The organism is Hyphomonas adhaerens MHS-3, assembly GCF_000685235.1.
Lineage (GTDB): Bacteria > Pseudomonadota > Alphaproteobacteria > Caulobacterales > Hyphomonadaceae > Hyphomonas > Hyphomonas adhaerens.
The window spans coordinates 114735-136879 of record NZ_ARYH01000004.1; the positions used below are offsets into that span (position 1 = coordinate 114735).

23 protein-coding genes and 1 pseudogene are annotated in these 22145 nt (G+C 57.5%); 22 read left to right on the top strand and 2 right to left on the bottom strand.

Annotated features, from left to right (window positions below):
* Positions 1-10 precede the first annotated feature (10 nt).
* Together HAD_RS17025 and HAD_RS17030 are read right to left on the bottom strand one after the other, a co-directional pair.
* A complete protein-coding gene (locus HAD_RS17025) occupies positions 11-1135 on the bottom strand; it encodes an acyl-CoA dehydrogenase family protein (RefSeq protein WP_035573919.1) in 1125 nt (374 codons plus the stop codon).
* Between the two features lie 103 nt (positions 1136-1238).
* Positions 1239-2036, bottom strand: a complete 798-nt coding sequence (locus tag HAD_RS17030) for an enoyl-CoA hydratase/isomerase family protein (protein ID WP_035574012.1) — start codon at positions 2034-2036, stop codon at positions 1239-1241.
* A gap of 285 nt (positions 2037-2321) precedes the next feature.
* On the opposite strand from HAD_RS17030, the gene HAD_RS17035 reads away from it, so the two are divergent.
* The 22 genes and pseudogenes from HAD_RS17035 (at position 2322) to HAD_RS17140 (ending at position 22145) form a co-directional block, all read left to right on the top strand.
* Positions 2322-4361 (top strand): oxidoreductase, encoded by a 2040-nt coding sequence (locus HAD_RS17035; RefSeq protein WP_035573921.1) that lies wholly within the window; start codon positions 2322-2324, stop codon positions 4359-4361.
* 253 nt (positions 4362-4614) lie between these two features.
* Positions 4615-4857, top strand: a complete 243-nt coding sequence (locus HAD_RS17040; protein ID WP_035574014.1) for a hypothetical protein — start codon at positions 4615-4617, stop codon at positions 4855-4857.
* A complete protein-coding gene (locus HAD_RS17045; RefSeq protein WP_035573923.1) occupies positions 4854-5105 on the top strand; it encodes a hypothetical protein in 252 nt (83 codons plus the stop codon). Before HAD_RS17040 ends, HAD_RS17045 begins: the two co-directional genes overlap by 4 nt.
* 17 nt (positions 5106-5122) lie before the next feature.
* Positions 5123-6817 (top strand): N-acyl-D-amino-acid deacylase family protein, encoded by a 1695-nt coding sequence (locus HAD_RS17050; protein ID WP_035573926.1) that lies wholly within the window; start codon positions 5123-5125, stop codon positions 6815-6817.
* Positions 6814-7776, top strand: a complete 963-nt coding sequence (locus tag HAD_RS17055) for an alpha/beta fold hydrolase (protein WP_035573929.1) — start codon at positions 6814-6816, stop codon at positions 7774-7776. The genes HAD_RS17050 and HAD_RS17055 overlap by 4 nt, the downstream gene beginning before the upstream one ends.
* 16 nt (positions 7777-7792) lie before the next feature.
* Positions 7793-9313, top strand: coding sequence for an FAD-dependent oxidoreductase (locus HAD_RS17060; RefSeq protein WP_035573932.1), 1521 nt, complete (start codon positions 7793-7795; stop codon positions 9311-9313).
* Positions 9310-9993, top strand: coding sequence for a TetR/AcrR family transcriptional regulator (locus HAD_RS18250; protein ID WP_241765400.1), 684 nt, complete (start codon positions 9310-9312; stop codon positions 9991-9993). Before HAD_RS17060 ends, HAD_RS18250 begins: the two co-directional genes overlap by 4 nt.
* Before the next feature lie 228 nt (positions 9994-10221).
* Positions 10222-11238, top strand: coding sequence for an AraC family transcriptional regulator (locus HAD_RS17070; RefSeq protein ID WP_035573934.1), 1017 nt, complete (start codon positions 10222-10224; stop codon positions 11236-11238).
* Positions 11239-11417: 179 nt separating this feature from the next.
* Positions 11418-11873, top strand: a complete 456-nt coding sequence (locus HAD_RS17075; protein ID WP_035573936.1) for a (2Fe-2S)-binding protein — start codon at positions 11418-11420, stop codon at positions 11871-11873.
* 14 nt (positions 11874-11887) lie between these two features.
* Positions 11888-14074, top strand: coding sequence for a xanthine dehydrogenase family protein molybdopterin-binding subunit (locus HAD_RS17080; RefSeq protein WP_035573938.1), 2187 nt, complete (start codon positions 11888-11890; stop codon positions 14072-14074).
* A gap of 2 nt (positions 14075-14076) precedes the next feature.
* A complete protein-coding gene (locus HAD_RS18255; protein WP_051596437.1) occupies positions 14077-14421 on the top strand; it encodes a c-type cytochrome in 345 nt (114 codons plus the stop codon).
* The gene (locus HAD_RS17090) at positions 14418-15695 is read left to right on the top strand and encodes an NAD(P)/FAD-dependent oxidoreductase (RefSeq protein WP_084332043.1); all 1278 of its coding nucleotides are present in this window, start codon (positions 14418-14420) and stop codon (positions 15693-15695) included. Before HAD_RS18255 ends, HAD_RS17090 begins: the two co-directional genes overlap by 4 nt.
* Positions 15692-16147: a sulfur oxidation c-type cytochrome SoxX gene (gene soxX, locus HAD_RS17095; RefSeq protein ID WP_035573940.1), complete on the top strand. Its 456-nt coding sequence runs from the start codon at positions 15692-15694 to the stop codon at positions 16145-16147. The genes HAD_RS17090 and soxX overlap by 4 nt, the downstream gene beginning before the upstream one ends.
* Positions 16147-16626 (top strand): thiosulfate oxidation carrier protein SoxY, encoded by a 480-nt coding sequence (locus HAD_RS17100; protein WP_051596438.1) that lies wholly within the window; start codon positions 16147-16149, stop codon positions 16624-16626. Before soxX ends, HAD_RS17100 begins: the two co-directional genes overlap by 1 nt.
* A gap of 15 nt (positions 16627-16641) precedes the next feature.
* Entirely contained in the window at positions 16642-16956 is a 315-nt protein-coding gene (soxZ, locus tag HAD_RS17105) for a thiosulfate oxidation carrier complex protein SoxZ (protein WP_035573945.1), read from the top strand.
* The gene (gene soxA / locus HAD_RS17110; RefSeq protein ID WP_035573947.1) at positions 16953-17741 is read left to right on the top strand and encodes a sulfur oxidation c-type cytochrome SoxA; all 789 of its coding nucleotides are present in this window, start codon (positions 16953-16955) and stop codon (positions 17739-17741) included. Before soxZ ends, soxA begins: the two co-directional genes overlap by 4 nt.
* A pseudogene (locus HAD_RS17115) lies at positions 17738-17983 on the top strand (winged helix-turn-helix domain-containing protein); the annotation flags it as partial. The gene soxA and the pseudogene HAD_RS17115, both read left to right, overlap by 4 nt.
* A gap of 150 nt (positions 17984-18133) precedes the next feature.
* Positions 18134-19636: an NTP transferase domain-containing protein gene (locus HAD_RS17120; protein ID WP_035573951.1), complete on the top strand. Its 1503-nt coding sequence runs from the start codon at positions 18134-18136 to the stop codon at positions 19634-19636.
* Between the two features lie 20 nt (positions 19637-19656).
* Positions 19657-20409, top strand: coding sequence for a sulfite exporter TauE/SafE family protein (locus tag HAD_RS17125; protein WP_241765401.1), 753 nt, complete (start codon positions 19657-19659; stop codon positions 20407-20409).
* A 4-nt stretch (positions 20410-20413) separates the two neighbouring features.
* Complete coding sequence (gene moaA / locus HAD_RS17130; RefSeq protein ID WP_035573955.1) at positions 20414-21433, top strand: GTP 3',8-cyclase MoaA; 1020 nt, start codon at positions 20414-20416, stop codon at positions 21431-21433.
* A 2-nt stretch (positions 21434-21435) separates the two neighbouring features.
* On the top strand, positions 21436-21684 hold the full coding sequence (locus tag HAD_RS17135; protein WP_035573957.1) for a MoaD/ThiS family protein: 249 nt from the start codon (positions 21436-21438) through the stop codon (positions 21682-21684).
* Positions 21684-22145 (top strand): molybdenum cofactor biosynthesis protein MoaE, encoded by a 462-nt coding sequence (locus tag HAD_RS17140; protein WP_156942325.1) that lies wholly within the window; start codon positions 21684-21686, stop codon positions 22143-22145. Before HAD_RS17135 ends, HAD_RS17140 begins: the two co-directional genes overlap by 1 nt.

Below are 22145 nucleotides of genomic sequence, written 5' to 3' on the forward strand. Positions count from 1 at the left end.
TGCCCTTTCCTTATGCCGCAGTTTCTGCGTTGCCGGCGCCCATGCGTTCGATCAGTTCGCTTTCCCAGGTGGAAAGAGAGCCAAGCGCAAGCGCCAGTGCGTTGGATCGCCGGTAGAAGAGATGGCAATCAAATGCCCAGGTGAACCCCATGCCGCCGTGAACCTGGATGTTGTTCTTGGAACAATGCTGGAATGCCGTCGTCGCCGACACCCGCGCAGTCGCCGCTGCAACAGGCAGTTCCGCCGGGCTGGATCCAAGTGCCCATGCACCATAGTAGCAGTTGGACCGTGCCAGCGTGGCAGACACGTACATGTCCGCCAACATGTGCTTGATCGCCTGGAACGAGCCAATCGGACGCCCGAACGCCATACGCTCCAACGCGTAATCGCGCGCCATTTCCAGAGCGCGGTCAGCGCCTCCCAGCTGCTCAAAAGCCATCAGGACGGCAGCCCGGTCGATCACTTGGGTCGCGATGTGCCAGCCATCGCCCGCCGCCCCCAGCGGTTCGGCAGGTACTTTGTCAAACGTGAGGCGCGCCTGGCCGCGTGTTGGATCGATCGTTTCCAGTATGTCGCGCGTTACACCGTCGTCGGTCAGCGTAACCAGATACAGCGATACCTTGTCTGCCTCATCCCGCGCCGCAACAACCGCAAAATCGGCATCAAACCCGTCCGCAACAGGCATCTTTGTACCTGATAGCTTGCCGCCTTTTACGCTCGCGGCAATCTTGTCCGGCCCGGCACGCCCCTGTCCTTCGGACAAGGCGAACGTACCGATGGCCTCACCAGAGGCCAGTTTTGGCAACCACTCTGCTTTCTGGGTGTCAGACCCCGCGAGCAGGAGGAATTCTGCGGCGAGATATATCGAGGATGATACCGGCACCGGGGCGAGAACCCGGCCCAGTTCCTCTGCAACAACGCAGAGCTCAAGCTGTCCCAGACCAACGCCGCCATACTCTTCCGGAATTGCAGCGCCCAGCAGCCCCATTTCAGCGAGGCCCGCATAAAGGGATTTGTCGTAACGCTCGTCACCTTCAAGAATAGTCCGCACCGCTTCGGGCGGACATTTTTCGGCCAGGAAGCGGCGCACCTGATCGCGCAACTGCTTCTGCTCGTCGGAGAAGTCCAGGTTCAATATTGCCTCCCAGAATGATTATTTGTCCGGAGTGTCAGAGTCCGCCGGGCGAAGGTCAAGACATACCGCCAAGGCATCCTTTCTTGATTTCCGGTTGTCTCAATCAGGAGTAGTTCGGCTTCCGCTTTTCGAAAAATGCCGCAATGCCTTCGGCGAAGTTCGGGTCATTGGCCGTCAGGACCTGGTTACGATCTTCAATCGCCATTGCAGCTTCAAGTCCGGCGACATCAACGGCGATGTTCAGGCCGTCCTTTGTGAGACGCAGGCCCAGCGGCGTGGCATGAAGCATATCCTCCACGAAGCCATCAGCTTCCTTCCGCATGTCGCTGCCATGAACCACCCGATTTGCGAGACCGATCTCCATCGCTCGCTGGGCCGAGATGAAACGCCCGGTCAGCATGTACTCACTCGCAAGTGACATTCCGACCATCCTCGGCAGAAAGTAGGAGACTCCCATATCGCAGGACGACAGCCCGATCCGGATAAACGCAGCATTCATGCGGGCATCTTCTGACAAGATCCGGATATCGGAAGCCAATGCCAGGGCGAACCCACCGCCACTCGCAGCGCCCTGGACCAGACTGATGATCGGCTGGGGACACCGGCGCATTGCAACATAGATCTCGGCGATCGACCTTTGGTTATCCAGTCCCTGCTCGACACTGCGCTTGCCGCGATCTTCGGAAGACCCCTTCAGGTCAAGCCCCGCGCAGAATGCCCGGCCTGCCCCTTCAAGAACGACCACACGCACAGACCTGTCGAAATAAAGGGACTGGAATACCTCCCTCAGCTCGGTAACGAGTTGAGGGTTCAAGGCATTCAACCGGTCGGGCCGGTTCATCTTGATATTGAGAACTTGGTCTTTCTGCTCAAGAATGAGCGCCTGATAGTCGGATTTCATGATTTCTTGCCTCTGCATTTCCTTACCTTAGTTCTGGATTGGACAACCACTCAGGCGCAAGGCCTTTCGTAACGGAATGACGCTCCGTAGGCTTACTATCCTTCCGGGAAATTCGAACGGGCCGCATTCCGTAAGGGCAGGTAAGTTTTCCTTGTCTACACGGTAGAAATGCCCGGAAAAGACTTGTGAAACAGGATCGACACCTCGTACTTTCCTCTCCTGAAAACCTCATTTAAGTGCCCTGTAAGCAGGCCTCTCCACTGAAAACAACATGCGACGATGCCCATGACCCCTACGACGACTAAATTCCCTCATCTCTTCTCGCCGCTGCAGGTCGGAAAAACGACAATCAAGAACCGCGCGATCATGGGGTCAATGCATACCGGACTTGAAGAGCAGGCCGACGGGCACATCCGCATGGCGGAGTTCTTCTCAGAACGGGCCCGTGGCGGCGTTGGCCTGATCATCACGGGTGGAATTTCGCCGAATGAAGAAGGCGGCATGGGCGCGAAGCTTTCAAACTCCGAAGAAGTTGCGCGGCACCGGGTGATCACCGACGCAGTTCATGAAGCAGCCCCCGACGTGCGCATCTGCATGCAGATCCTGCATACCGGCCCACTCGCGCCGCACGACAAATGCGTCGCCCCTTCGCCAATCCGGTCGCGGATCGCGCGCTTCGTTCCGAATGAACTCGATGAAGAAGGCATAGAAAAGCAACTGTCAGATTTCGCCAACTGCGCCAAATGCGCGAAGGAGGCGGGCTATGACGGTGTCGAAATCATCGGTTCTGCCGGGTACCTTCTGTCGACCTTCCTCGTCCAGAAAACCAACTTGCGTACCGACCGCTGGGGCGGCTCCTTCGAGAACCGGATGCGCTTCCCGCTGGAAGTGGTCCGCCGTGGCCGGGCGGCGGTTGGCGATGACTTCATCATCATCTTCCGCATTGCCGCCATGGACATGCTGCAAGGCGGCATGTCGTGGGAAGAAATCGTGGAGCTCGCCCACGAACTGGAAAACGCGGGCGTTTCCATCATCTCCACGCACTTCACCTGGCATGAGTCAGCGGTACCGACCATTGCCACGATGGTGCCTCGCGCCGCTTTCACCAGCGTGACCGGGCGCCTGAAAAAGGTGGTCAACGTTCCGGTCATCACGAGCAATCGTATCAATATGCCGGATGTCGCTGAAGCCGTGCTTGAGCGTGGAGACGCTGATCTGGTTTCCATGGCGCGCCCGATGCTCGCGGACTCGCAATTCATGAAGAAAGCCGCTGAAGGCCGTGAAGACGAGATCAACACCTGCATTGCCTGCAACCAGGCCTGCCTGGACCACACGTTCGGTGGCAATCAGGAAGTCAGCTGCCTGGTCAATCCGCGTGCCTGTCACGAGACTCAGCTGATTTACAAACCAACGACTTCTCCGAAGCGCATTGCTGTTGTGGGAGCCGGCCCTGCCGGTCTGGCCTATTCGACGATCGCAGCAGAGCGCGGACACAAGGTTGATCTATTCGATCAGGCACCTGAAATTGGCGGTCAATTCAATCTTGCGAAAAGAGTTCCGGGTAAAGAAGAGTTTTACGAAACACTGCGGTACTTCAAACGACAGCTTGAAGTTACCGGCGTGAATGTGACGCTCGAAAAGCGCATTGACTCGGACTTCCTGAAGTCCGGCGGATATGATGAAATCATTTTTGCAACGGGGATCCGCCCGAGAACGCCCGCGATCGAGGGCATCGATCATCCAAGTGTTGTCGGATACATTGATGCCATCATGGGCAACAAGCCAATCGGCAAGCGCGTGGCAATTATTGGCGCAGGCGGCATCGGGTTTGATGTTGCGGAGCTGATTACGCATGTGGGCAAATCGTCTGCGCTGGACATCGACAAATTCGCGAAGGAATGGGGCATCGACTTCAAGAACCATCCGCGGGGCGGTGTGACAGGCGTAGAGCCCGTCGTTGAAGAATCTCCGCGAGACGTCTGGCTGCTGCAACGCAAGAATACAGCTGTGGGCCGCGGGCTCGGCAAAACGACCGGCTGGACACATCGCCTGACTCTCAACCGCAAAGGCGTCCGCATGGTTCCGGGGGTCACCTATGAACGGATTGATGACGAAGGCCTCCATTGCCTGGTCGATGGGGAACCAAAAACGCTGGAAGTCGATACGATCATCCTTTGCGCCGGGCAGGAACCGCTACGAGACGTATACGACCAGTATCAGGGGGAGTCAGCAAACGCGGCCCTCGTCGGTGGTGCATTTGAAGCCGCTGAACTCGATGCAAAACGAGCAATCAATCAAGCGGCTCACCTCGCCGCCGAAGTGTAGCATCCGCATTACCGGCCTTCTGCTTTAAGCCAGCGCACAATTACGGCCATGTCACTCCAGAAGATGGAGCGGCATGGCCTTTTTCGTTCAGAATACGAACATGGGCAGCCAGAAGGAGGAAGACAGCCCGGCCCCGCCGCCGGGCCGGGCTCATACACGCCCCTGCCCCAACGTCATATTCGGCTTGGCTCATCCCGTGCTTGCCCAAATTATTGGAACGTGTTCTAGTTTTCTCCAAAAGGGAGAAAACAACATGCCGACAAGCCAGCTTACGAGAGTCCGAAAATCCATTCTGCCCGCCGCTGGCGACACCTGGCAAAGCATCGCGAAACGTGAACTTTCAGGCATGAACGAAGACGAAGGCGTCTCCAGCCTCCAAAGCTGGAACCTGCATGTTTTCATGCGGTCATCAGGCGCGGCCGGTGGGCCCAAATCCGGAAACCCGATCCTGCCCAGCGACGTGATCTTCGTGGAACCTCCGATGAGCGATGCATGACCATTGCGACAATCCAGAATGTAGACATCGGCGCCGCACATGACGGTGAGGCTGAGCTGTTGGTGACATTGGAGTACGGCAATGGCGGACGCACGCAGGTGACGTTGGACGAGTTCGCTGTCCGCACCCTGCTTTCCAGCTGTAAGGCCCAAACGCCAGAAGACCTTATCGGGGCGGATTGGGCGCTGGTACGCGACGCCCTCATCGCCTCGTCCGAACGGTACGCCGAACACACAAGAAACGAATAAAAAGGGAGATAACTGACATGTATGACCTGATCATCAGGAACGGTACGGTCGTCGATGGGTCTGGCCTGCCAGCCTACAAGGCCGATATTGCGGTAAGCGGCAACAAGATCGAAAAGATAGGCCACATCGCCGGTAAGGCGGCGAAGGAAATCGACGCCGAGGGCCGGATCGTGGCACCGGGATTTATCGATCCGCACACACATTTTGACGCCCAGCTGTTGTGGGATGGCTTTGCGAAGCCCGCGCTCTCGCATGGCGTGACAACCATCGTGCCGGGAAATTGCTCTTTGTCTCTCGCTCCGCTGAAGTCAGAGCACCGGATGAAACTGGTCGGAATGTTCAATCAGATCGAAGAAATGCCGCTGAAGGCTTTTGAAGAAGGGGTTGTGTGGGATTGGGAGACTTTCTCCGAATACATCACCCGCATTCGCAAAGGGCTCGCGATCAACGTTGCGCCACTTGTTGGCCATAGCGTCCTGCGCCTGTGGGTCATGGGGGATGCCGCCATGGAGCGCACGGCCACCGAAGCGGAAATCGCGGAGATGCAGTCTGTCTTGCGTGAGTGCCTGGACGCCGGCGCAATTGGCCTCTCCACAAGCTATGTGGACATGGACGAAAAACTGCAGCCCGTGCCCAGCCGGCATGCTGATGCCAGCGAGGTGGATGCGCTCGCCAGCGTTCTGGGTGAATACGGACGCGTTCTGCAGATCGTTCCGGAGTTCTACGACCCCGACCTGACAATTGCACGGCTGGACCAATTGGCAGAACTCTCCCTGAAGTATGACATTCCAACAACGTTTTCCCCGCTCTTCGTCAATGCCGACAACACGGATGCTGTCGACAGGGTCATCCGGCGGGTCGACGAACAATTCGCGCGCGGGGCCCGGGTCTGGCCGCAAGTACAGACCCGCCCGATCGACATCAGCTTCTGCTTTGCGGTGCCGAGCCTGCTCTTCATTCGCCTGCCGAGTTGGTATGGCGTCATGCGCTTTGGGACCCACGACCAGATCATTGCAGCGTTCCGCGACGAGGAAACCCGCAAGAAGCTGGTCGCCGAAGCTGCACAGCAAGGCGATCTTTGGCCGGTTCTGCGCCTGCGTCACGTCAACACGCCAGAGAACCAGAAATATGTCGGCAAGACCTTGGCCGAGATTGCTGAAATGCGTGGAACAACCGCAATCGACGCGATGATCGACCTGTCCCTTGAAGAAGACCTCGACGCACACTTCATTGCCGCGAGCATGGGGCACAATTCGGACGAGAAAGTTTCCAGCATGCTGAAACACCCGCACGTCCACATTGGCGCGAGCGATGGCGGAGCCCATATTCTCTCCTTCTCCACCTATGGAGACACAGGTTATCTGTTCGGCCACTTCGTCCGTAATCTGAAGGCCATGAGTATTGAGGAAGCGGTCAAAAAGGTTACGCACGACACGGCTGCCATCTGGGGCGTCCCTGACCGCGGCCTCCTGCAAGAAGGCTATGTCGCCGATATCGTCGTATTCGATCCTGATGCCATCGACCGCGGAGAAGAAATCTATGTTCAGGACGTGCCGGGCGATGGCAGCCGTTATGTCCGTGAATCCCATGGTGTTGAAACCGTTATCGTCGGTGGCGGTATCGCCTGGTCTGCCAGTGAGGGGTACCAGGACACGCGAGGCGAAGTTCTTCCTGGGGCCAACGCTGGCGCGCGTCCTAAGGAGGCGGCATGAGCTGGCCCGGCGTAACGCAAAGGCGCGTCGGAACGAACGGAATCCATCTGAACATTGCAGAAGCAGGCGAAGGCCCACTCGTCCTGCTGCTGCATGGATTTCCTGAGTCCTGGTATTCCTGGCGCCATCAGTTCGCACCGCTGGCCGAGGCTGGCTACCATGTCGTTGCCCCAGACATGCGGGGATACGGAAAAAGCGACAAGCCGGAGGAAATCACCGACTACAATCAGGTGGAGGTGGTGAACGACATCATCGGCCTTATCCCGGCGCTCGGTTACGACGAGGCCATTGTGATCGGTCATGACTGGGGCGCACCGACAGCCTGGGCATGCGCCTTGTTCCACCCCGACAAAGTGCGTGCCGTCGGCGGACTTTCGGTGCCTTTCATGCCGCGCTCCCCCGTGCAGCCGATGCCATTGATGCGGGAAATGTTCAAAGGCCAGTTCTTCTACCAGCTTTACTTCCAGGAACCTGGCGTTGCCGAAGCCGAATTCGAAGCAGACCTGAAGACCAGCCTCCGCAAATTTCTCTGCATGGCGGGCGGAGAAACAGACCTGTCCGCACTCCCCGAGAAAGCGGAGGACGATGATCTGCTATCCAGCCTGCCATATCCGGAACAGCTCCCGCCATGGCTATCGGAGGCAGACCTGGAATTCTACGCAAATGAATTCTCGAACTCGACGATGCGTGGACCGATCAACTATTATCGAAACCATGACCTCACCTGGGAAATGACCGAAGGCGCGCCGACGGAAATTCTTCAACCTGCCATGTTCCTGGCCGGCACAAATGACGGTGTGGTGATGATGGCCGCCGAAGCGATCAAGGCAATGCCGCACTTCGTAAAGGATCTGCGCATCAACCACATGATCGAAGGCATCGGACACTGGACCCAACAGGAAGCGCCGGATGAGGTAAACAATCAGATCCTGGCCTTTCTGAAAGACGTCGACTCTTGATTCAGCGAGGAAAGACATGACGGAAAAAGTCATCGTGATCGGGGCTGGCATTGGCGGCCTGTGTACAGCCCTGATGTTGCAGCCGACCGGCCGGGAAATCCTGCTTCTCGAACGAGACGGTCCAATCGGGACGGATGAACCGGACGAGTTGTTCCGGACATGGAAGCGAACCGGCGTTGGACATGTGCGGCAGAGCCACGCCTTTCTGGCGCGCCTTCGCACGATCCTGAAAGACGAACATCCCGCCCTGCTGGAGAGTCTGTTATCGCACGGCGCGCGAGAACTGACGTTCGACATGATGCTGACCGAACAGCAACAAGAAAGCTATCGCGCGAAACCGGAAGACGCGGCGCTGACGATTATAACGAGTCGGCGCACGACCCTGGAAATGGTCATTCGCCGGTATGTGGAATCCTTGCCGAACGTGACAGTCCAGTCCGGCTTTTTCGTGCGGAAGCTGATCACGAAAAAGGAACCGGACGGCACTTTTGCTGTGAGCGGTGTCGAAGGCAATCACGACGACACGCCGACCGTCGTCACAGCAGATCTCGTCGTCGATGCATCCGGCAAGGGTGGCTTCACGATCGAACAATTGATGGACGAAGGCGCAAACATCCGGGAGGAGAGCGAAACAGCGGGCATTCTGTACTTTACCCGACACTACCGCCTTCTTCCTGGCCAGTCCGAGCCGGATCGAACGACGAACCCACCCGCCTCAGGAGATCTCGGTTACCTGAAGTTCGGTGTCTTCCCAGGGGACAATGGCAATTTCTCCATTACGATTGCCTTGCCCGAGATTGAGATGGAACTACGCAAGAATATTCTCAACCCGGATGTTTTTCACCGGATTACCCTCATGCTGCCGGGGCTGTCCCCATGGACCAACGAGGCGCGTTCACAAGCCACGAGCAAAGTGTTCGGCATGGGAGACCTGAACAATCGCTGGCGGGATATGGTGACAGACGGAAAGCCGGCTGTACTGGGCTATTTCCCGCTCGGCGACACGCTGGTTCGAACAAACCCGCTGTACGGTCGCGGCTGTTCCTTCGCCGCGGTGAGTGCGCAGCTGCTGCGTCAGACGCTGGACGAGTCGGACGACCCTGCGAAACGCGCCGTCGCTTATCATGATGGAATACAGGCCGATCTGCGCCCGTACTACATCAATCAACGAAAACAGGACCGGAGTGCAATACGCCGTGCCAGACGAAACCTGGCACCCGAAGCGACCCAATCCTTCCGCGCGCGCATGCTCGAAAGTTTCGCAGAAGACGGCGTGCGGATCGCATTGCGGTCAGATACGCGTCTATTGCGCGATGCCATGCGCGGGTTCCATATGCTGGAGCATCCGGACAAGTGGCTCGGCAAGCCTCACAACCTGGCGAAAGTGCTCTATTACTGGGCTCGCGGAAAGAAAGCGAACTCAGCAGCTTACCCGCCATCTCCCGGCCCGGAGCGGGCGGATATGCTCTCCGCACTTCAAATCGACCCCCAAGCCGATATCATCCGCCTCGAACAGGATGAGTCTCTCGCCGCATGACCAGTACACAGACCCTGCCCGATACCGGACAGCGTGAACGCGCCAAAGAGGAGCGTCGCCAGAGAATTGTTCGCGCTGCACGGAACCTGATCCGGGAGACTGGCGACACGAATCCATCGATGCGCCTGATCGCGAGCCGTGCAGGCGTTAGTATCGCGACCGCCTACAACCTTTTCGGATCGAAACAGGCTGTGGTTCTGGCCGTTCTGGAAGATCAGCAGAATTTCATGGAAAAATTCAGCGGATTGGAAGCGAAAAATCCGATCGACCTGGTCTTTGCCGCGCACGAGCTCGCAGTCAGCTACTATATCCAGGACCCGGAATTCTATCGACCTTTGTGGCGTGCGCTCCTGGATTCGAGTGGCAAAAATGACGCCAGTATTGTCCCCCCTGAACGCCAGGCCAAAACGCGCGCAGTATGGCGTACGGTCCTTCTGCGCGCCCAGGAAGAAGGGTACCTCGACAAAGAGGAGTCTATCGAATGGCTGGAGCGAAGCCTGACCCATAGCGCAACGGGCGCCATGCTTTCATGGGCAACCGGAGCGCTTCCGACCGAAGCGCTTTTGCCTTCGGCCGGCTTGGGCTACGCCTACATCCTGAGCGCCGCCGCAACGCCTAAAGGGAAGCCGACCCTCAAAAAGCGTATCGCGGCATACAAGAGTTCTCTTCCTTCGTCGTAACGCGGATGAGCGCACCGCCAAGACGAAAGCTTTTCGCAGGGCACTGAAGCGGAGCCCTAGCTTGCAAAGTCTAAGCAGACGCTCATCAGCCGTGCTTTATTTCGTAAGACCATGGCCAGAGGAAAATCAGGCGAGTGAGGGGTTGAGCATCACGAAAAACCGCCTAATGGAGTGAGGCGTGGCCTGGGGTGAGGGTCACATGGTCGACCGTTGAGAGACTTGGGGGACATGACGCACGTCGCCGCGATGTTTGTGAAGAAGATGATCGATCAGGCGCCTGACACGCTTGATCGAGCCGAACTGTTTGCGAGCACAGGCATAACCGAAGACGACGCATCAGACCCAAACACAGTGGTTCTGGACACCCAATATTATTCACTGCTCGAAACGATTGCGGCAGCGGAAGCACCAGACATCGCGTTCCATCTTCGGACTTCCGCAGCAATGAAGTGCGCAGATTTCGGCGCGGTCGGCCTTGCCTGGAAGTCTGCCCCCAGCCTGCGCCGGTCCTTCCAGCGGATGGACCGGTATGCCCGCGCCTTCAACAAGACAGCCACTTTTCGACTTGTCGTCAAAGACGGTTTCAGCATGTGGACCCACCAACGGCTGGAGCCAAAAAGGCTGGGCATGTATCTGTCGACCGAAGGAACTCTGGGAACCTATGTTGCGATGTGCCGGGAAACCACTTTTCCCGAGAACAAGCCTCACGCCGTTCAGTTTCGTCACACCGAACCTGCGGGGTCTCTGGAGGCATTGGAGGCCTATTTCAGATGTCCGGTGACATTTGGCGCGGAAATCGATGCGATCATTCTACCGGAGGAACGCCTCGACCGGAACAATACCGTAGGGGATGAAAGCATCTGGCGGTTTCTGACGACCCATATTGAACAGACTTTGGTCGAAGAAGATCATGAGCAAGCACTGGATCGTCAGGTTATAATCCAGATTGCCAACATGTTGAGCGAAGGCATCCCGACCTTGTCAGACATTGCCGCAAGCCTGGGGATGAGTGCACGCACCCTGCAGCGCCGTCTCGCCGAAAAAGGATACACATTTCAGTCTCTCGTAGACGAGGCTCGCCGCCAACTCGCCGAGAAGTTTTTGACCGATACGCGCTACTCCATTGCCCAGGTCGCATTCCTGACCGGATTTTCCGAACAAAGCGCCTTCACGCGCGCATTCAAACGCTGGGCAGGACAAACGCCAGGCGCATTCCGTGATGGCGCCCACGAAAGCCGGATCTGAAGCAGCCCTACCGGTCTTCTCTCCTAAACCATGCATTTGGTCAGCGGATCGGTTCTTCTAACAGGGCGACCCACAATGGGGGGCCGGACACAAAATTTCGTCCCCAAGGGCGTGCAAAGCGATCATGATTGGCATAGGGTTCACATAGCGGAATTGTATTTGAAAGTCGGAGCACGGAAATGGCTACACTCAAAGTCAATGGGCAGGTGATGACAGTTGATGTTGATGAATCGACCCCCCTGCTCTGGGTTCTACGAGAACAGCTAGGGCTCACCGGCACAAAGTATGGATGCGGAATCGCAGAGTGCGGCGCCTGCACGATCCATATCGACGGACAAGCCGTCAGGTCGTGTGTTTACCCGGTTGGAGCCCTGGCCGGCGACGAGGAAATCACAACAATTGAAGGCCTGTCGGAAGACGGCAGTCACCCTGTCCAGCAGGCGTGGGTGGAACTCGACGTCCCACAATGCGGTTTCTGCCAGCCAGGCATGATCATGGCCGCAGCCGGCCTGCTGAATGACAATCCCGACGCAACGGATGAAGACATCGACGCCACGATCACCAATATCTGCCGGTGCGGTACGTTCACCCGCGTTCGCAAGGGCATTCACCTTGCCAAGACGAAAAAAGCCTGAGGAGGACTCAAGAGATGACTGCTACAACAGGCCTTTCCCGTCGCGGATTTATTGTCGGAACTGGTGCAACCGGTCTGACCATCGGCATCCTGGCAGCCTGCGGACCAGGTGGTAAAGACGCACCGGCAGAAGCTGGCCCGCCTCCGCCGGAAGTCAACGCATGGGTCCATATCGGAACCGATGACATCGTCACTGTGCGTATCGCCCGCTCCGAAATGGGTCAGGGGACACTCACCGGACTCGCGCAATTGGTTGCCGAGGAATTGGAATGTGATTGGGACTTCGTCAAAACCGAATACCCGACCCCCGGACAAAACCTCGCGCGTGACCGTGTTTGGGGAGACTTTCTCACCGGCGGTAGCCGAGGCATCCGAACGAGCCAGGATTATGTCCGCGAAGGCGGCGCAGCTGCCCGGATGATGCTCGTCCAGGCCGCTGCCAACCGCTGGGAAGTCCCGGTCAGCGAATGCTCGGCCGCAAAGAGCATCATTACGCATACACCAAGCGGCAAGACCATAAGATATGGAGAGGTGGCAGCGGACGCGGCGGAGCTTCCAGCCCCCGAGACGGTGACACTGAAAGATCCGTCTGAATGGAAGATCATCGGGCAGTCTGTCCCGAGACTTGATACCGTTGACAAAGTCACCGGCAAACAGCTCTACACAACAGACATGAAAATGGACGGTATGCTGAATGCAGCCGTCAAGGCAGCGCCGAAACGGGGTGGGACCATCAAGTCCTACGACGCTGAGGCGGTGAATTCCATGCCTGGCGTGAAAGCGGTTGTCCAGGTAGACGATACGGCCGTTGCCGTCGTTGCAGACTATTGGTGGCAAGCGAAGACTGCCCTCGATTCCCTTCCCATTGAATGGCAGGACGGAGAGGGTTCGGACTTTTCAAGCTCGGCCTTTGAAGCGGACCTCAATGAAGGCCTCACGGCCAGTGAAACCTTCATCGGGAACCAGGCTGGTGACGTTGATTCCGCCTTCGCCGAGGCGGCGCAGGTTATTGAAGCGCAGTACAACGCGCCTCACCAAAACCATGCCTGTATGGAACCGATGAATGCGATCGCCCTTTGGACGCCAGAAAAGTGTGAAGTCTGGTGCCCGACCCAAAATGGTGAAGCTGCACTGGCCGCAGCATCCGAAGCCGCGGACCTGCCAATCCAGAAATGTGACGTCTACAAACAATTGCTGGGTGGCGGCTTTGGCCGCAAGGGGGCGTCGGACTATATCTCGCAAGCCGTGAAAATTGCGAAGCAAATGCCCGGCACCCCCATCAAGCTGTTGTGGTCTCGCGAAGAAGACATGGAGCAAGGCTTCTACCATCCGATCACCAAAGCTCGCTGCCAGGGCGCGCTTGATGCGGATGGAAATCTGGTTGGCTTGAAGCTCCGGATCTCAGGTCAATCCATTCTGGCCGGCATCATGCCTCAGGCACTCAATGATGGCGCTGACATGGTCGTGTTCCAGGGACTGCTCCCGTCAGGCGTCGATCCGCGGCTCGAAGATCAATCCATCAAATACACGTTCCCGACATTGCTCGTTGACCACGCGATGCGGAATCCCCCCGTCCGGCCCGGATTCTGGCGCGGCGTGAATGCGAACCAGAACGCGATTTATCTCGAATGCTTCATGGATGAACTGGCCCATGCTGCCGGTCGTGATCCGCTGGAGTTTCGTCTGGCACACCTCAAGGACAGCCCCAAAATGGCGACCGTCCTGCAGGCCGTGGCGGATAAATCCGGATGGGGCGCGGACGACGGGCTCTCACGCGGCCTTTGCTGCTTCTACTCCTTTGGGAGCTACACAGCCGCGTGCGCAGAAGTAACGGTCAGCGACGAAGGCGAATTGAAGATGCACCGGATCGTCGCAGCTACCGATCCGGGGTACGGCGTTAATCCACAGCAAATCGATGCGCAGGTTGCAGGGTCATTCGTTTACGGCCTTTCCGCCATGCTCCATCAGGAGATCACGTTCGAAAACGGCGAAACTCAGCAGAAAAATTTCAACACCTACAATTCCATGCGGATCGCCGAGATGCCGGATGTCGAAACACTGGTTATGCCATCGGGCGGATTCTGGGGCGGTGTGGGAGAGCCGACGATTGCCGTGGCACCGCCGGCAGTCCTCAACGCCATCTACGCCGCGACCGGTAAACGCATTCGCCAGCTCCCGATCAAGGATCAGGCGCTGAGGTAGACATGAGCAGGCAGCCTGCCGCGCTGACAATGATCGCGTTGCTCACGCCTTTTCTATTTGGCGCGTGCAGTTCAACACGGGCGGATACCGCAAATGCGGATTTAACTCCGGCTACTGACATTAGTACTGCGGCCGTGCTTTCACTCGCATGCTCAGGCTGTCACGGGCCGACGAATGGCGCGATTACCAGTCTCGACGGCCGCGCCGCTGCGGAGCTCCGTGGGGCGCTGCTGCGCTACCGTTCTGATGAAGACGGGGGAAGCGTCATGCACCGCATGATGAAAGGGTATTCCGAACCGGACATTGACGCGATCAGCGCGTACCTGGCCGGGGATGTCACGGAATGACAGGTATATTCCCGAACCGCCGTGACCTGCTTTTCGCCCTTTCAGGCACAAGCCTGCTGGCTGCTATTCCGCTAACGGCCGCAGCGCAAATCCGGGCACGGCTTGTGGTTGTTGGAGGTGGTTTCGGCGGGGCGACGGCGGCGCGGTATCTCAAAAGGCTAATGCCGGAGGCGTCAGTCACACTGATCGAGCCCAATACCGATTACTACGCTTGTCCCTTTAGCAATCTGGTCATCGCCGGCCTGCGCGACCTTTCCGCCCAGCGCTTTAGCTACAGTTCGCTCAAAGCGCAGGGGATTGAAATCGTCCAGGATCGCGCAGTGAACGTTGACCCTACGAACCGGACGATCGTTGTCGGATCCGGCGGCACTTATGCGTATGACAAGCTGATCCTGTCTCCCGGCATAGATTTCCGATGGAATGAAATCGAAGGGTACGACGAAGCGGCCGCAGAGATGATGCCCCATGCCTGGAAAGCTGGTGCACAGACCAAACTGCTGCAGCAGCAGCTCCATGAAATGGACGACGGCGGTGTGGTCGTCATGTCAGTGCCGCCTGCCCCCTTCCGCTGCCCGCCTGGCCCCTACGAACGCGCCAGCCTGATTGCGCAATACCTCAAGGCAAATAAGCCGAAATCGAAGCTGGTGATCCTTGACGCCCAGGACAAATTTTCAAAACAGCCATTGTTTGAAGCGGCATGGGCCAGCCTCTATCCGGACCAGATCGAAAGATATGATGCGAACGCGTTTGGCCGGGTCGTTGCAGTAGAGCCATCTTCCCGGACCCTCTCGACAGAGTTTGAGGATTTCCAGGCCGATGTGGCCAATGTTATCCCACCGCAGAAAGCTGGCATGATCGCCCATCGCGCAGGGGTCACCGACATGACCGGATGGTGCCCGATCGATCCCCTGGCGTTCAGCTCTACGCTCCAGCCGGACATCCATGTCATAGGCGATGCCACGATTGCTGCGCCGATGCCCAAGTCCGCATTCTCAGCGAACCTTCAGGCCAAGCTGTGTGCCATGCAGATTGTCAGAATTCTTTCAGGGGCTTCTCCCCACCCCACGACCCTGACGAATACCTGCTACTCCTACCTCTCCGACAGAACGGCCGTATCCATTACGGGAGTCTATACGAATGACGGAGGAACCTTGCAGTCCGTCGAAGGGGCCGGTGGGCTCAGCCCCCTGGAAGCCGACCCAATTGTCCGCCAGAACGAAGCACTGCAGGCAAAGGCATGGTTCCGCACCATCACTGAACAGACATTCGGATGACAAGAGCAGCTTATACCAGTTTGCTTTCCCTTCTCCTTCTACCTGCCTGTGAGCAAGCCCGGGAAGATCGCCTGGCAGGCTCCATCCAGATCGTTGGAGATTCGATTCCGCAACCGCTCGATGGAAAATCGGGAGACCCGGTACGGGGGCAACAGGTATTTGTCTCACGCGAGGACGGACATTGCGTCCTGTGCCACCAAGTCGGCAGCCTGGATGCAGAATTTCAGGGAAATGTTGGTCCCGCGCTCACCGGTATTGGCGCACGCCTGACCGCTGGACAGATCCGCTATCGCATTGTTGACGCTCAAGGCATTTGGCCAGACACTGTCATGCCATCCTATTACCGCACGGGCGATCTTCGCCAGGTTGGCAATGAGTACAGCGGCAAGCCTGCCCTCGGCGCTCAACAGATCGAAGACATCGTTGCCTTTTTGGAAACACAGACAAACTGATGCCACAGGACGAGCAAACACCTTCCAGATTGACCTGCACACGCCGCGCTTTGCTCACCTCCGCTGGCGCGATGTCGATTGCGTCTGTTCTTGCTCCGCTGGCATCCGCAACACCAGAAGACGCCGATCAGGCAATTCGGGACATATTCGGCGACCGGCCGATCAACGAAGGCAAGGTAACGGTAACGCTGCCCCCAATTGCCGAAAACGGCAATTCGGTCCCGATTGGCATTACCGTTGATAGTCCCATGACGGACGATGACTTCGTGAAGCAAATCGTCGTTCTTTCTCCACGCAATCCGATTGCAACCATCGCTCGTTTTCGTCTGGGCCCAGATGCGGGCCGCGCGGATATTTCCACACGCGTCCGCATGGCAGGAACCCAGACGCTTCGCGTTGTTGCAGAAATGAGCGATGGCACGCTGTGGGCCGGAACGGGCAGCACATATGTTACCCTTGCTGCATGCGTTATCGGTTAGAGAGGTGAAGCCCCGATGATCCGCATTTCAGCTCCCGAAACAGCTTTTGAAGGCGAAGTAATCGAACTCAAGGTCATGATCCAGCACCCGATGGAAACAGGCTACCGGCGGGATTCCAAAGGCGAGATCATTCCACGGGACATCATCAAACACTTCCGCTGCACCTATGATGGTAACGTCATCTTTGAGGGTGAGTTCTTTCCGGGGGTTGCGGCCAACCCATTCCTGACCTTCCATGCCCGCGCTTCACAGACCGGCCCCCTGGAATTCTCCTGGACCGACCAGCATGGAGAGACCTGGACAGAACAGCGGTTGCTGACGGTCTCATGAGACACCTTAGTCTACTGGTGCTCATTCTGGCGGGATGTGGAAGTCCGCAAAATCAATACGCTCAAGACAGCCAGGTCTTGCCGGCGGATATCCGATCCGGCTACGAGTTCCTTCAACCGGAAACCCAGTCTCTTCAGGATGATGATTTTGCCAATCCGGGTTTCCTCTGGATCGACAAAGGGGAAACCCTATTCAATCAGCATCCGGACAATGGCAAGAGAGCATGCGCTTCCTGCCATACTGAGGATATCCGTTCCATCGCGGACGCCGCGGCGCACTACCCCGCCATTGACGAGCAAACAGGCAAGCTCGTGAATCTGGAGGGGCGGATAAACCTATGCCGCGAGCGCTACCAGGATCTTCCTCCGCTGGAATATGAGAGCGACGACCTGCTGGGCCTGACCGCCTATATTTCCAGTCTCGCACGTGGCGTTCCGATTGCGGTAGACATCACTGGCCCGGCCAGGAAATACTTTGACGCGGGCGAAGACTATTTCTTTCTTCGCAAGGGCCAGTTCAATCTGGCCTGCAGCCAATGTCACAACGAGCATTGGGGAGACAAGCTGCGCGGCGATACAATCAGCCAGGGGCATGGAAACGCCTTCCCCGCCTACAGGATGGAGTGGCAAACATTTGGCTCCCTCCACCGGCGGCTGCGTGATTGTGATACCGGTATTCGCGCGGAGCCACTGGAATATGGCTCGGAAACCTATACAGCTGTCGAACTCTATCTGGCGAAGCGAGCAGAAGGGCTGGCTATGGAATCTCCGGGGATCAGGCGATGACGGCACCAGACAAGCCCCGCCTGAGCATTCGGATTGACCTGCCCGGCGGAGGACGATTTGGACCAGGCAAGGCTGCCCTGCTGGATGCAATTGCGGATCTGGGATCCATCAACAAGGCGGCCGCGCAATTGGGCATGTCCTACCCGCGCGCCAAAAAGCTCGTCGAGGCGATGAACCGTGATTTTGGCGTTCCACTTGTGATCTCAGCCCAGGGCGGGGCAGATGGCGGTGGCTCGCGGCTGACCGACGCGGCTGATGAAATACGCGGCATTTACCGCGAGCTTTGCAACCGAACCCTTGCGCACAACAAAGAGCTCCTCAGAACATTCAGCAAGCCGGACAAACGTAATTAGGGCTGTCGCATTATAAATCGCCGTTTATAATGCTCCGCGATGGCTGATCCTTCGCGCCTTTATGCAGAGCACCCACAGGACGTGTTGGGCCAGTGGCTGATCTGGCGACAATCCGGACCGGTTGCGCTGGTTGTGGTCTCATCCACACAAGGCGGAAGCGTTCGTTCCCCGGGCGCATTGATGGCCGTAGGCGCCGACGGCCGAAAATGCGGCTATATTTCCGGCGGCTGCGTAGACGCTGATGTTGTTTTGCAAGCGAAACAGGCGATCGCAGAGAACAAGAGTCTGTCGCTGCGGTACGGTGACGGATCCCCATTCATAGACATGCCGCTCCCCTGCGGCGGCGCAATTGAAATCGTGATCCTGCCTGATGCTGATGAAGCTGCGCTTCGAAAATGCCATGACACGCTATATGCCCGAAAGCGCGCGCAACTTTCCCTACCGGGACTATCGGCAACATTCACCTACACACCAAAACTCAATGTTCGGATCGCAGGACGTGGTGCCGACGCACTGGCATTGGCGCGACTGGTTAGGGCGAGCGGATACGGACTGACGCTTCAGCTACGCGACGGCGAAGACATAGACGAAGCTGCACTGGAGGGGTTCAACGACGTCGTGCCGCTGAAGACACCGCAGGATTTGCCAGTTTCGGCCGACGACGCCTGGACTGCCTTTATTTTAATGTTCCACGATCCCGATTGGGAAACGGCGCTCCTGAAACAAGCGCTCCAAGGCAAAGCATTTTACGTGGGTGCGGTCGGTAGCCAGAAAACGCAAAGCCGCCGCCAGATGCATTTGGAGCAGGAAGGTGTTGAGCCCGAACAAATCGCCCGTGTGCGAGGACCGGTCGGCCTCCTCCCTTCCATGCGGGATTCCTCGATGCTGGCCGTTTCAGCATTGGCTGAGATCGTCGGAACCTACAAACAAGCGCAGACTTCGCCATTTTCAGACACTGCTCTTATTCTCCTCGCTGCCGGACAATCAAAACGGTTCGAGAGCGGAGACAAATTGCTCTCGGATCTTTCTGGAAAGCCGGTGCTGAGCCATGCTGCAATGCATCTCTCAGACGAACCTTGTGCGGCGCGCATCGCCGTGACCGGACCGGGCCAGCCGGACCGCCAGAGGATACTGAAATCCGCTGGATGGGAAATCGTGGAAAATCCTGATCCAGCCGCCGGACAATCAACCTCGCTGAAGGCAGCTATAGACACCGCTGCGGGACTTCCGACTGTCGGGCATGTTCTGGTCTTGCTTGCTGACATGCCTTTCGTATCTGATCGTCATTTGCTCGCACTCCGCAATGCAAGGACTCCGGGAATTTCTGCGGTCATGTCAGCCGTTGGCGACACGCTATGCCCACCCGCCATTTTCTCACGGAACACGTTTGATGCATTGGGGAACATTCCTGGGGATGTCGGGGCCCGACATGTATTCCGCTCACTGAGCAACACAAAAACCATCCCGTTGCCACAGCAAGAGGCTATCGACGTCGACACCACCGAAGACCTGGCCCGGGCGACCGGTGCCCTGATGACCTAGGAGGCAGGATTCTGGCTTACGTGCTTCCGGTTATCTTCTTTATTACAGCGGCTCTGTACGCCAGCGTCGGATTCGGCGGAGGGTCGACCTACAACGCCGTTCTCATCCTTTCGGGCGCTGACTTCAGAATCGTGCCGATCATCGCACTCGCCTGCAACATTCTGGTCGTAACAGGAAACACGCTCCGCTATGGCATGGCAGGTGACCTGGATTGGCGCGCCCTTCTGCCGGCGCTGGCCCTGTCCGTCCCACTCGCCTGGCTCGGCGGCAGAGTGCCCGTGAACGAGTTCGTATTTTCCGCACTACTCGGGATCACCTTGATGTTCACCGGCCTTTCCATGCTCTTCCAGAACAGCTGGAAACAAACGCGTGACGTCCCTTCGTCATCACGCGCGATGATCCTTCTGCCTGTCGGTGCGGGCACTGGTTTCCTGGCGGGCCTCGTCGGAATTGGTGGCGGGATATTTCTTGCGCCCGTTCTTTACTGGATCCGATGGAGTCATGAAAAGGCAATCGCCGCTGCATGCAGCCTGTTCATCCTGTTGAACTCCCTGTCTGGGCTGGCCGGGCAAGCAACCAAATTGAGCAATGTTGGAACGCTCCAGCTGGCCACACCTTACCTGCCCCTCTTGCCTGCGGTTCTTGTCGGTGGATGGATCGGGAACCGCTATGGCGTGTTCCGGATGCAGCCCAACCATTTGCGCTATGGAACGGCCATTCTCATCCTCGTCGTTGCGGCGCGACTGCTGTACAAGGTCTGGAGGACTGCATAACACCATGACCGCATCTTCTTCCGCCCCACTTGTGGACACGTTTGGCCGACAGGTAACTTACCTGCGAATGTCGGTTACGGACCGTTGTGATCTGCGCTGCACCTACTGCATGGCCGAGGCGATGACTTTTCTCCCCAAAAAGGAATTGCTCACTCTCGAAGAACTTGAATTCGTTGCGAGCGCTTTCGTAAAGCGGGGCGTCAGGAAAATCCGAATTACGGGTGGCGAACCGCTGGTACGAAAAGGCATCATGTCTTTATTCAACCAACTGGGTCAGATGCTGGGCGGCGGCCTTGAAGAGCTCACCCTAACCACCAATGCCACCCAGCTGTCGCAGCATGCAGATGACCTCGCCAAAGCGGGCGTCCGTAGAGTGAATGTCTCTCTCGATACCCTGAATTCCGCCCGTTTTTCCGAGATCGCTCGCCGGGACCAGCTTGGTCAGGTTCTTGATGGCGTTCATGCCGCAAAGGCCGCGGGCCTGAAGGTCAAGATCAATACGGTCGCCTTGAAGCACCAGAATTCTGAAGAAATTCCGGACATTATTTCATGGGCTCACGAACAGGGACACGATGTTTCCCTGATTGAAGTCATGCCACTTGGGGAAACAGGCGAAGACAGATTCGACCAGTACATTCCGCTGGACCTTGTTCAACAGAAACTCGAAACGCAATGGACACTGGAACCAGAGGAAAAAAGTGACCCGTTGGCAGGGCCCTCGCGTTATTTCCGGATTCGCGAAACTGGCGGACGCGTTGGTTTTATCACGCCACTGACGAATAATTTCTGCGCTGGCTGCAATCGCGTCCGCATAACCTGCACAGGGCGAATTTACATGTGCCTGGGGCAGAACAATCATATTGACCTCCGCACGCCGCTCAGAGAGTCCTCTGATCCGGCGAGTGCCCTCGATGAAGCCCTGGATGCAGCACTCTTTGCCAAACCGGAACGTCACGACTTCTCGATCCGGACACCAGGCCAAAGCCCCGCCGTGGCGCGGCACATGTCGGTAACGGGAGGATAGAGATGGCCCGGATTCTCTACTTTGGAAAACTGTCCAGTATCTTTGGAAAGGTATCAGAACAAACTCCCCTTCCGGACCAGGTCTCGGATACGAAAGCACTGCGGGAATGGCTGGACGAAACCAGAAACTTCAACGGCGCCTTGATGCACAGCAGCGTTCGCATGGCGGTCAACAGTGAGATCATTGCTGACCCGTTTCCCGTGTCCGACGCCGACGAAATCGCCTTCCTGCCGCCCGTCGGAGGGGGATGATGATCAGGCTTACAGATCACCCTTTCCTGACAACCGATGCTGTCGCAGAGTTCGAAAAGGATGCAGCGGGCGCCGGCGCGATTGTCACGTTTTGCGGCCTGGTTCGCCCTCAATCTGCTGAAGGGGATGTCGAAACCCTGCATCTGCAAGCCTATTCGCCAATGACGGAGAACGGCATCCGGCAAGCCGTCAACGACGCCAGGCAAAGATGGCCGCTCACGGCCGTTCACATCATCCACAGGATCGGTGACATGGCGCCGGGTGAGCCGATTGTCTTCGTCGCGACCGCCGCCCCACATCGGAGAGCCGCATTCGAAGCTGCCGACTTTCTGATGGATTACCTCAAGACGGATGCAATCTTCTGGAAAAAGGAAGTGACCGCATCGGAAACACGCTGGATCGAGCCGCGGGCAGATGATTACGTCGACCGCGCCAGATGGAACCCGCAGGGAGAAAGCTGA

Excerpts from the sequence above, each read along its gene's own strand:
- HAD_RS17030 (WP_035574012.1), bottom strand. The coding sequence starts at position 2,036 with ATGAAATCCGACTATCAGGCGCTCATTCTTGAGCAGAAAGACCAAGTT.
- HAD_RS17035 (WP_035573921.1), top strand. The coding sequence starts at position 2,322 with ATGACCCCTACGACGACTAAATTCCCTCATCTCTTCTCGCCGCTGCAG.
- HAD_RS17040 (WP_035574014.1), top strand. The coding sequence starts at position 4,615 with ATGCCGACAAGCCAGCTTACGAGAGTCCGAAAATCCATTCTGCCCGCC.
- HAD_RS17045 (WP_035573923.1), top strand. The coding sequence starts at position 4,854 with ATGACCATTGCGACAATCCAGAATGTAGACATCGGCGCCGCACATGAC.
- HAD_RS17050 (WP_035573926.1), top strand. The coding sequence starts at position 5,123 with ATGTATGACCTGATCATCAGGAACGGTACGGTCGTCGATGGGTCTGGC.
- HAD_RS17055 (WP_035573929.1), top strand. The coding sequence starts at position 6,814 with ATGAGCTGGCCCGGCGTAACGCAAAGGCGCGTCGGAACGAACGGAATC.
- HAD_RS17060 (WP_035573932.1), top strand. The coding sequence starts at position 7,793 with ATGACGGAAAAAGTCATCGTGATCGGGGCTGGCATTGGCGGCCTGTGT.
- HAD_RS18250 (WP_241765400.1), top strand. The coding sequence starts at position 9,310 with ATGACCAGTACACAGACCCTGCCCGATACCGGACAGCGTGAACGCGCC.
- HAD_RS17070 (WP_035573934.1), top strand. The coding sequence starts at position 10,222 with ATGACGCACGTCGCCGCGATGTTTGTGAAGAAGATGATCGATCAGGCG.
- HAD_RS17075 (WP_035573936.1), top strand. The coding sequence starts at position 11,418 with ATGGCTACACTCAAAGTCAATGGGCAGGTGATGACAGTTGATGTTGAT.
- HAD_RS17080 (WP_035573938.1), top strand. The coding sequence starts at position 11,888 with ATGACTGCTACAACAGGCCTTTCCCGTCGCGGATTTATTGTCGGAACT.
- HAD_RS18255 (WP_051596437.1), top strand. The coding sequence starts at position 14,077 with ATGAGCAGGCAGCCTGCCGCGCTGACAATGATCGCGTTGCTCACGCCT.
- HAD_RS17090 (WP_084332043.1), top strand. The coding sequence starts at position 14,418 with ATGACAGGTATATTCCCGAACCGCCGTGACCTGCTTTTCGCCCTTTCA.
- soxX (WP_035573940.1), top strand. The coding sequence starts at position 15,692 with ATGACAAGAGCAGCTTATACCAGTTTGCTTTCCCTTCTCCTTCTACCT.
- HAD_RS17100 (WP_051596438.1), top strand. The coding sequence starts at position 16,147 with ATGCCACAGGACGAGCAAACACCTTCCAGATTGACCTGCACACGCCGC.
- soxZ (WP_035573945.1), top strand. The coding sequence starts at position 16,642 with ATGATCCGCATTTCAGCTCCCGAAACAGCTTTTGAAGGCGAAGTAATC.
- soxA (WP_035573947.1), top strand. The coding sequence starts at position 16,953 with ATGAGACACCTTAGTCTACTGGTGCTCATTCTGGCGGGATGTGGAAGT.
- HAD_RS17120 (WP_035573951.1), top strand. The coding sequence starts at position 18,134 with ATGGCTGATCCTTCGCGCCTTTATGCAGAGCACCCACAGGACGTGTTG.
- moaA (WP_035573955.1), top strand. The coding sequence starts at position 20,414 with ATGACCGCATCTTCTTCCGCCCCACTTGTGGACACGTTTGGCCGACAG.
- HAD_RS17135 (WP_035573957.1), top strand. The coding sequence starts at position 21,436 with ATGGCCCGGATTCTCTACTTTGGAAAACTGTCCAGTATCTTTGGAAAG.
- HAD_RS17140 (WP_156942325.1), top strand. The coding sequence starts at position 21,684 with ATGATCAGGCTTACAGATCACCCTTTCCTGACAACCGATGCTGTCGCA.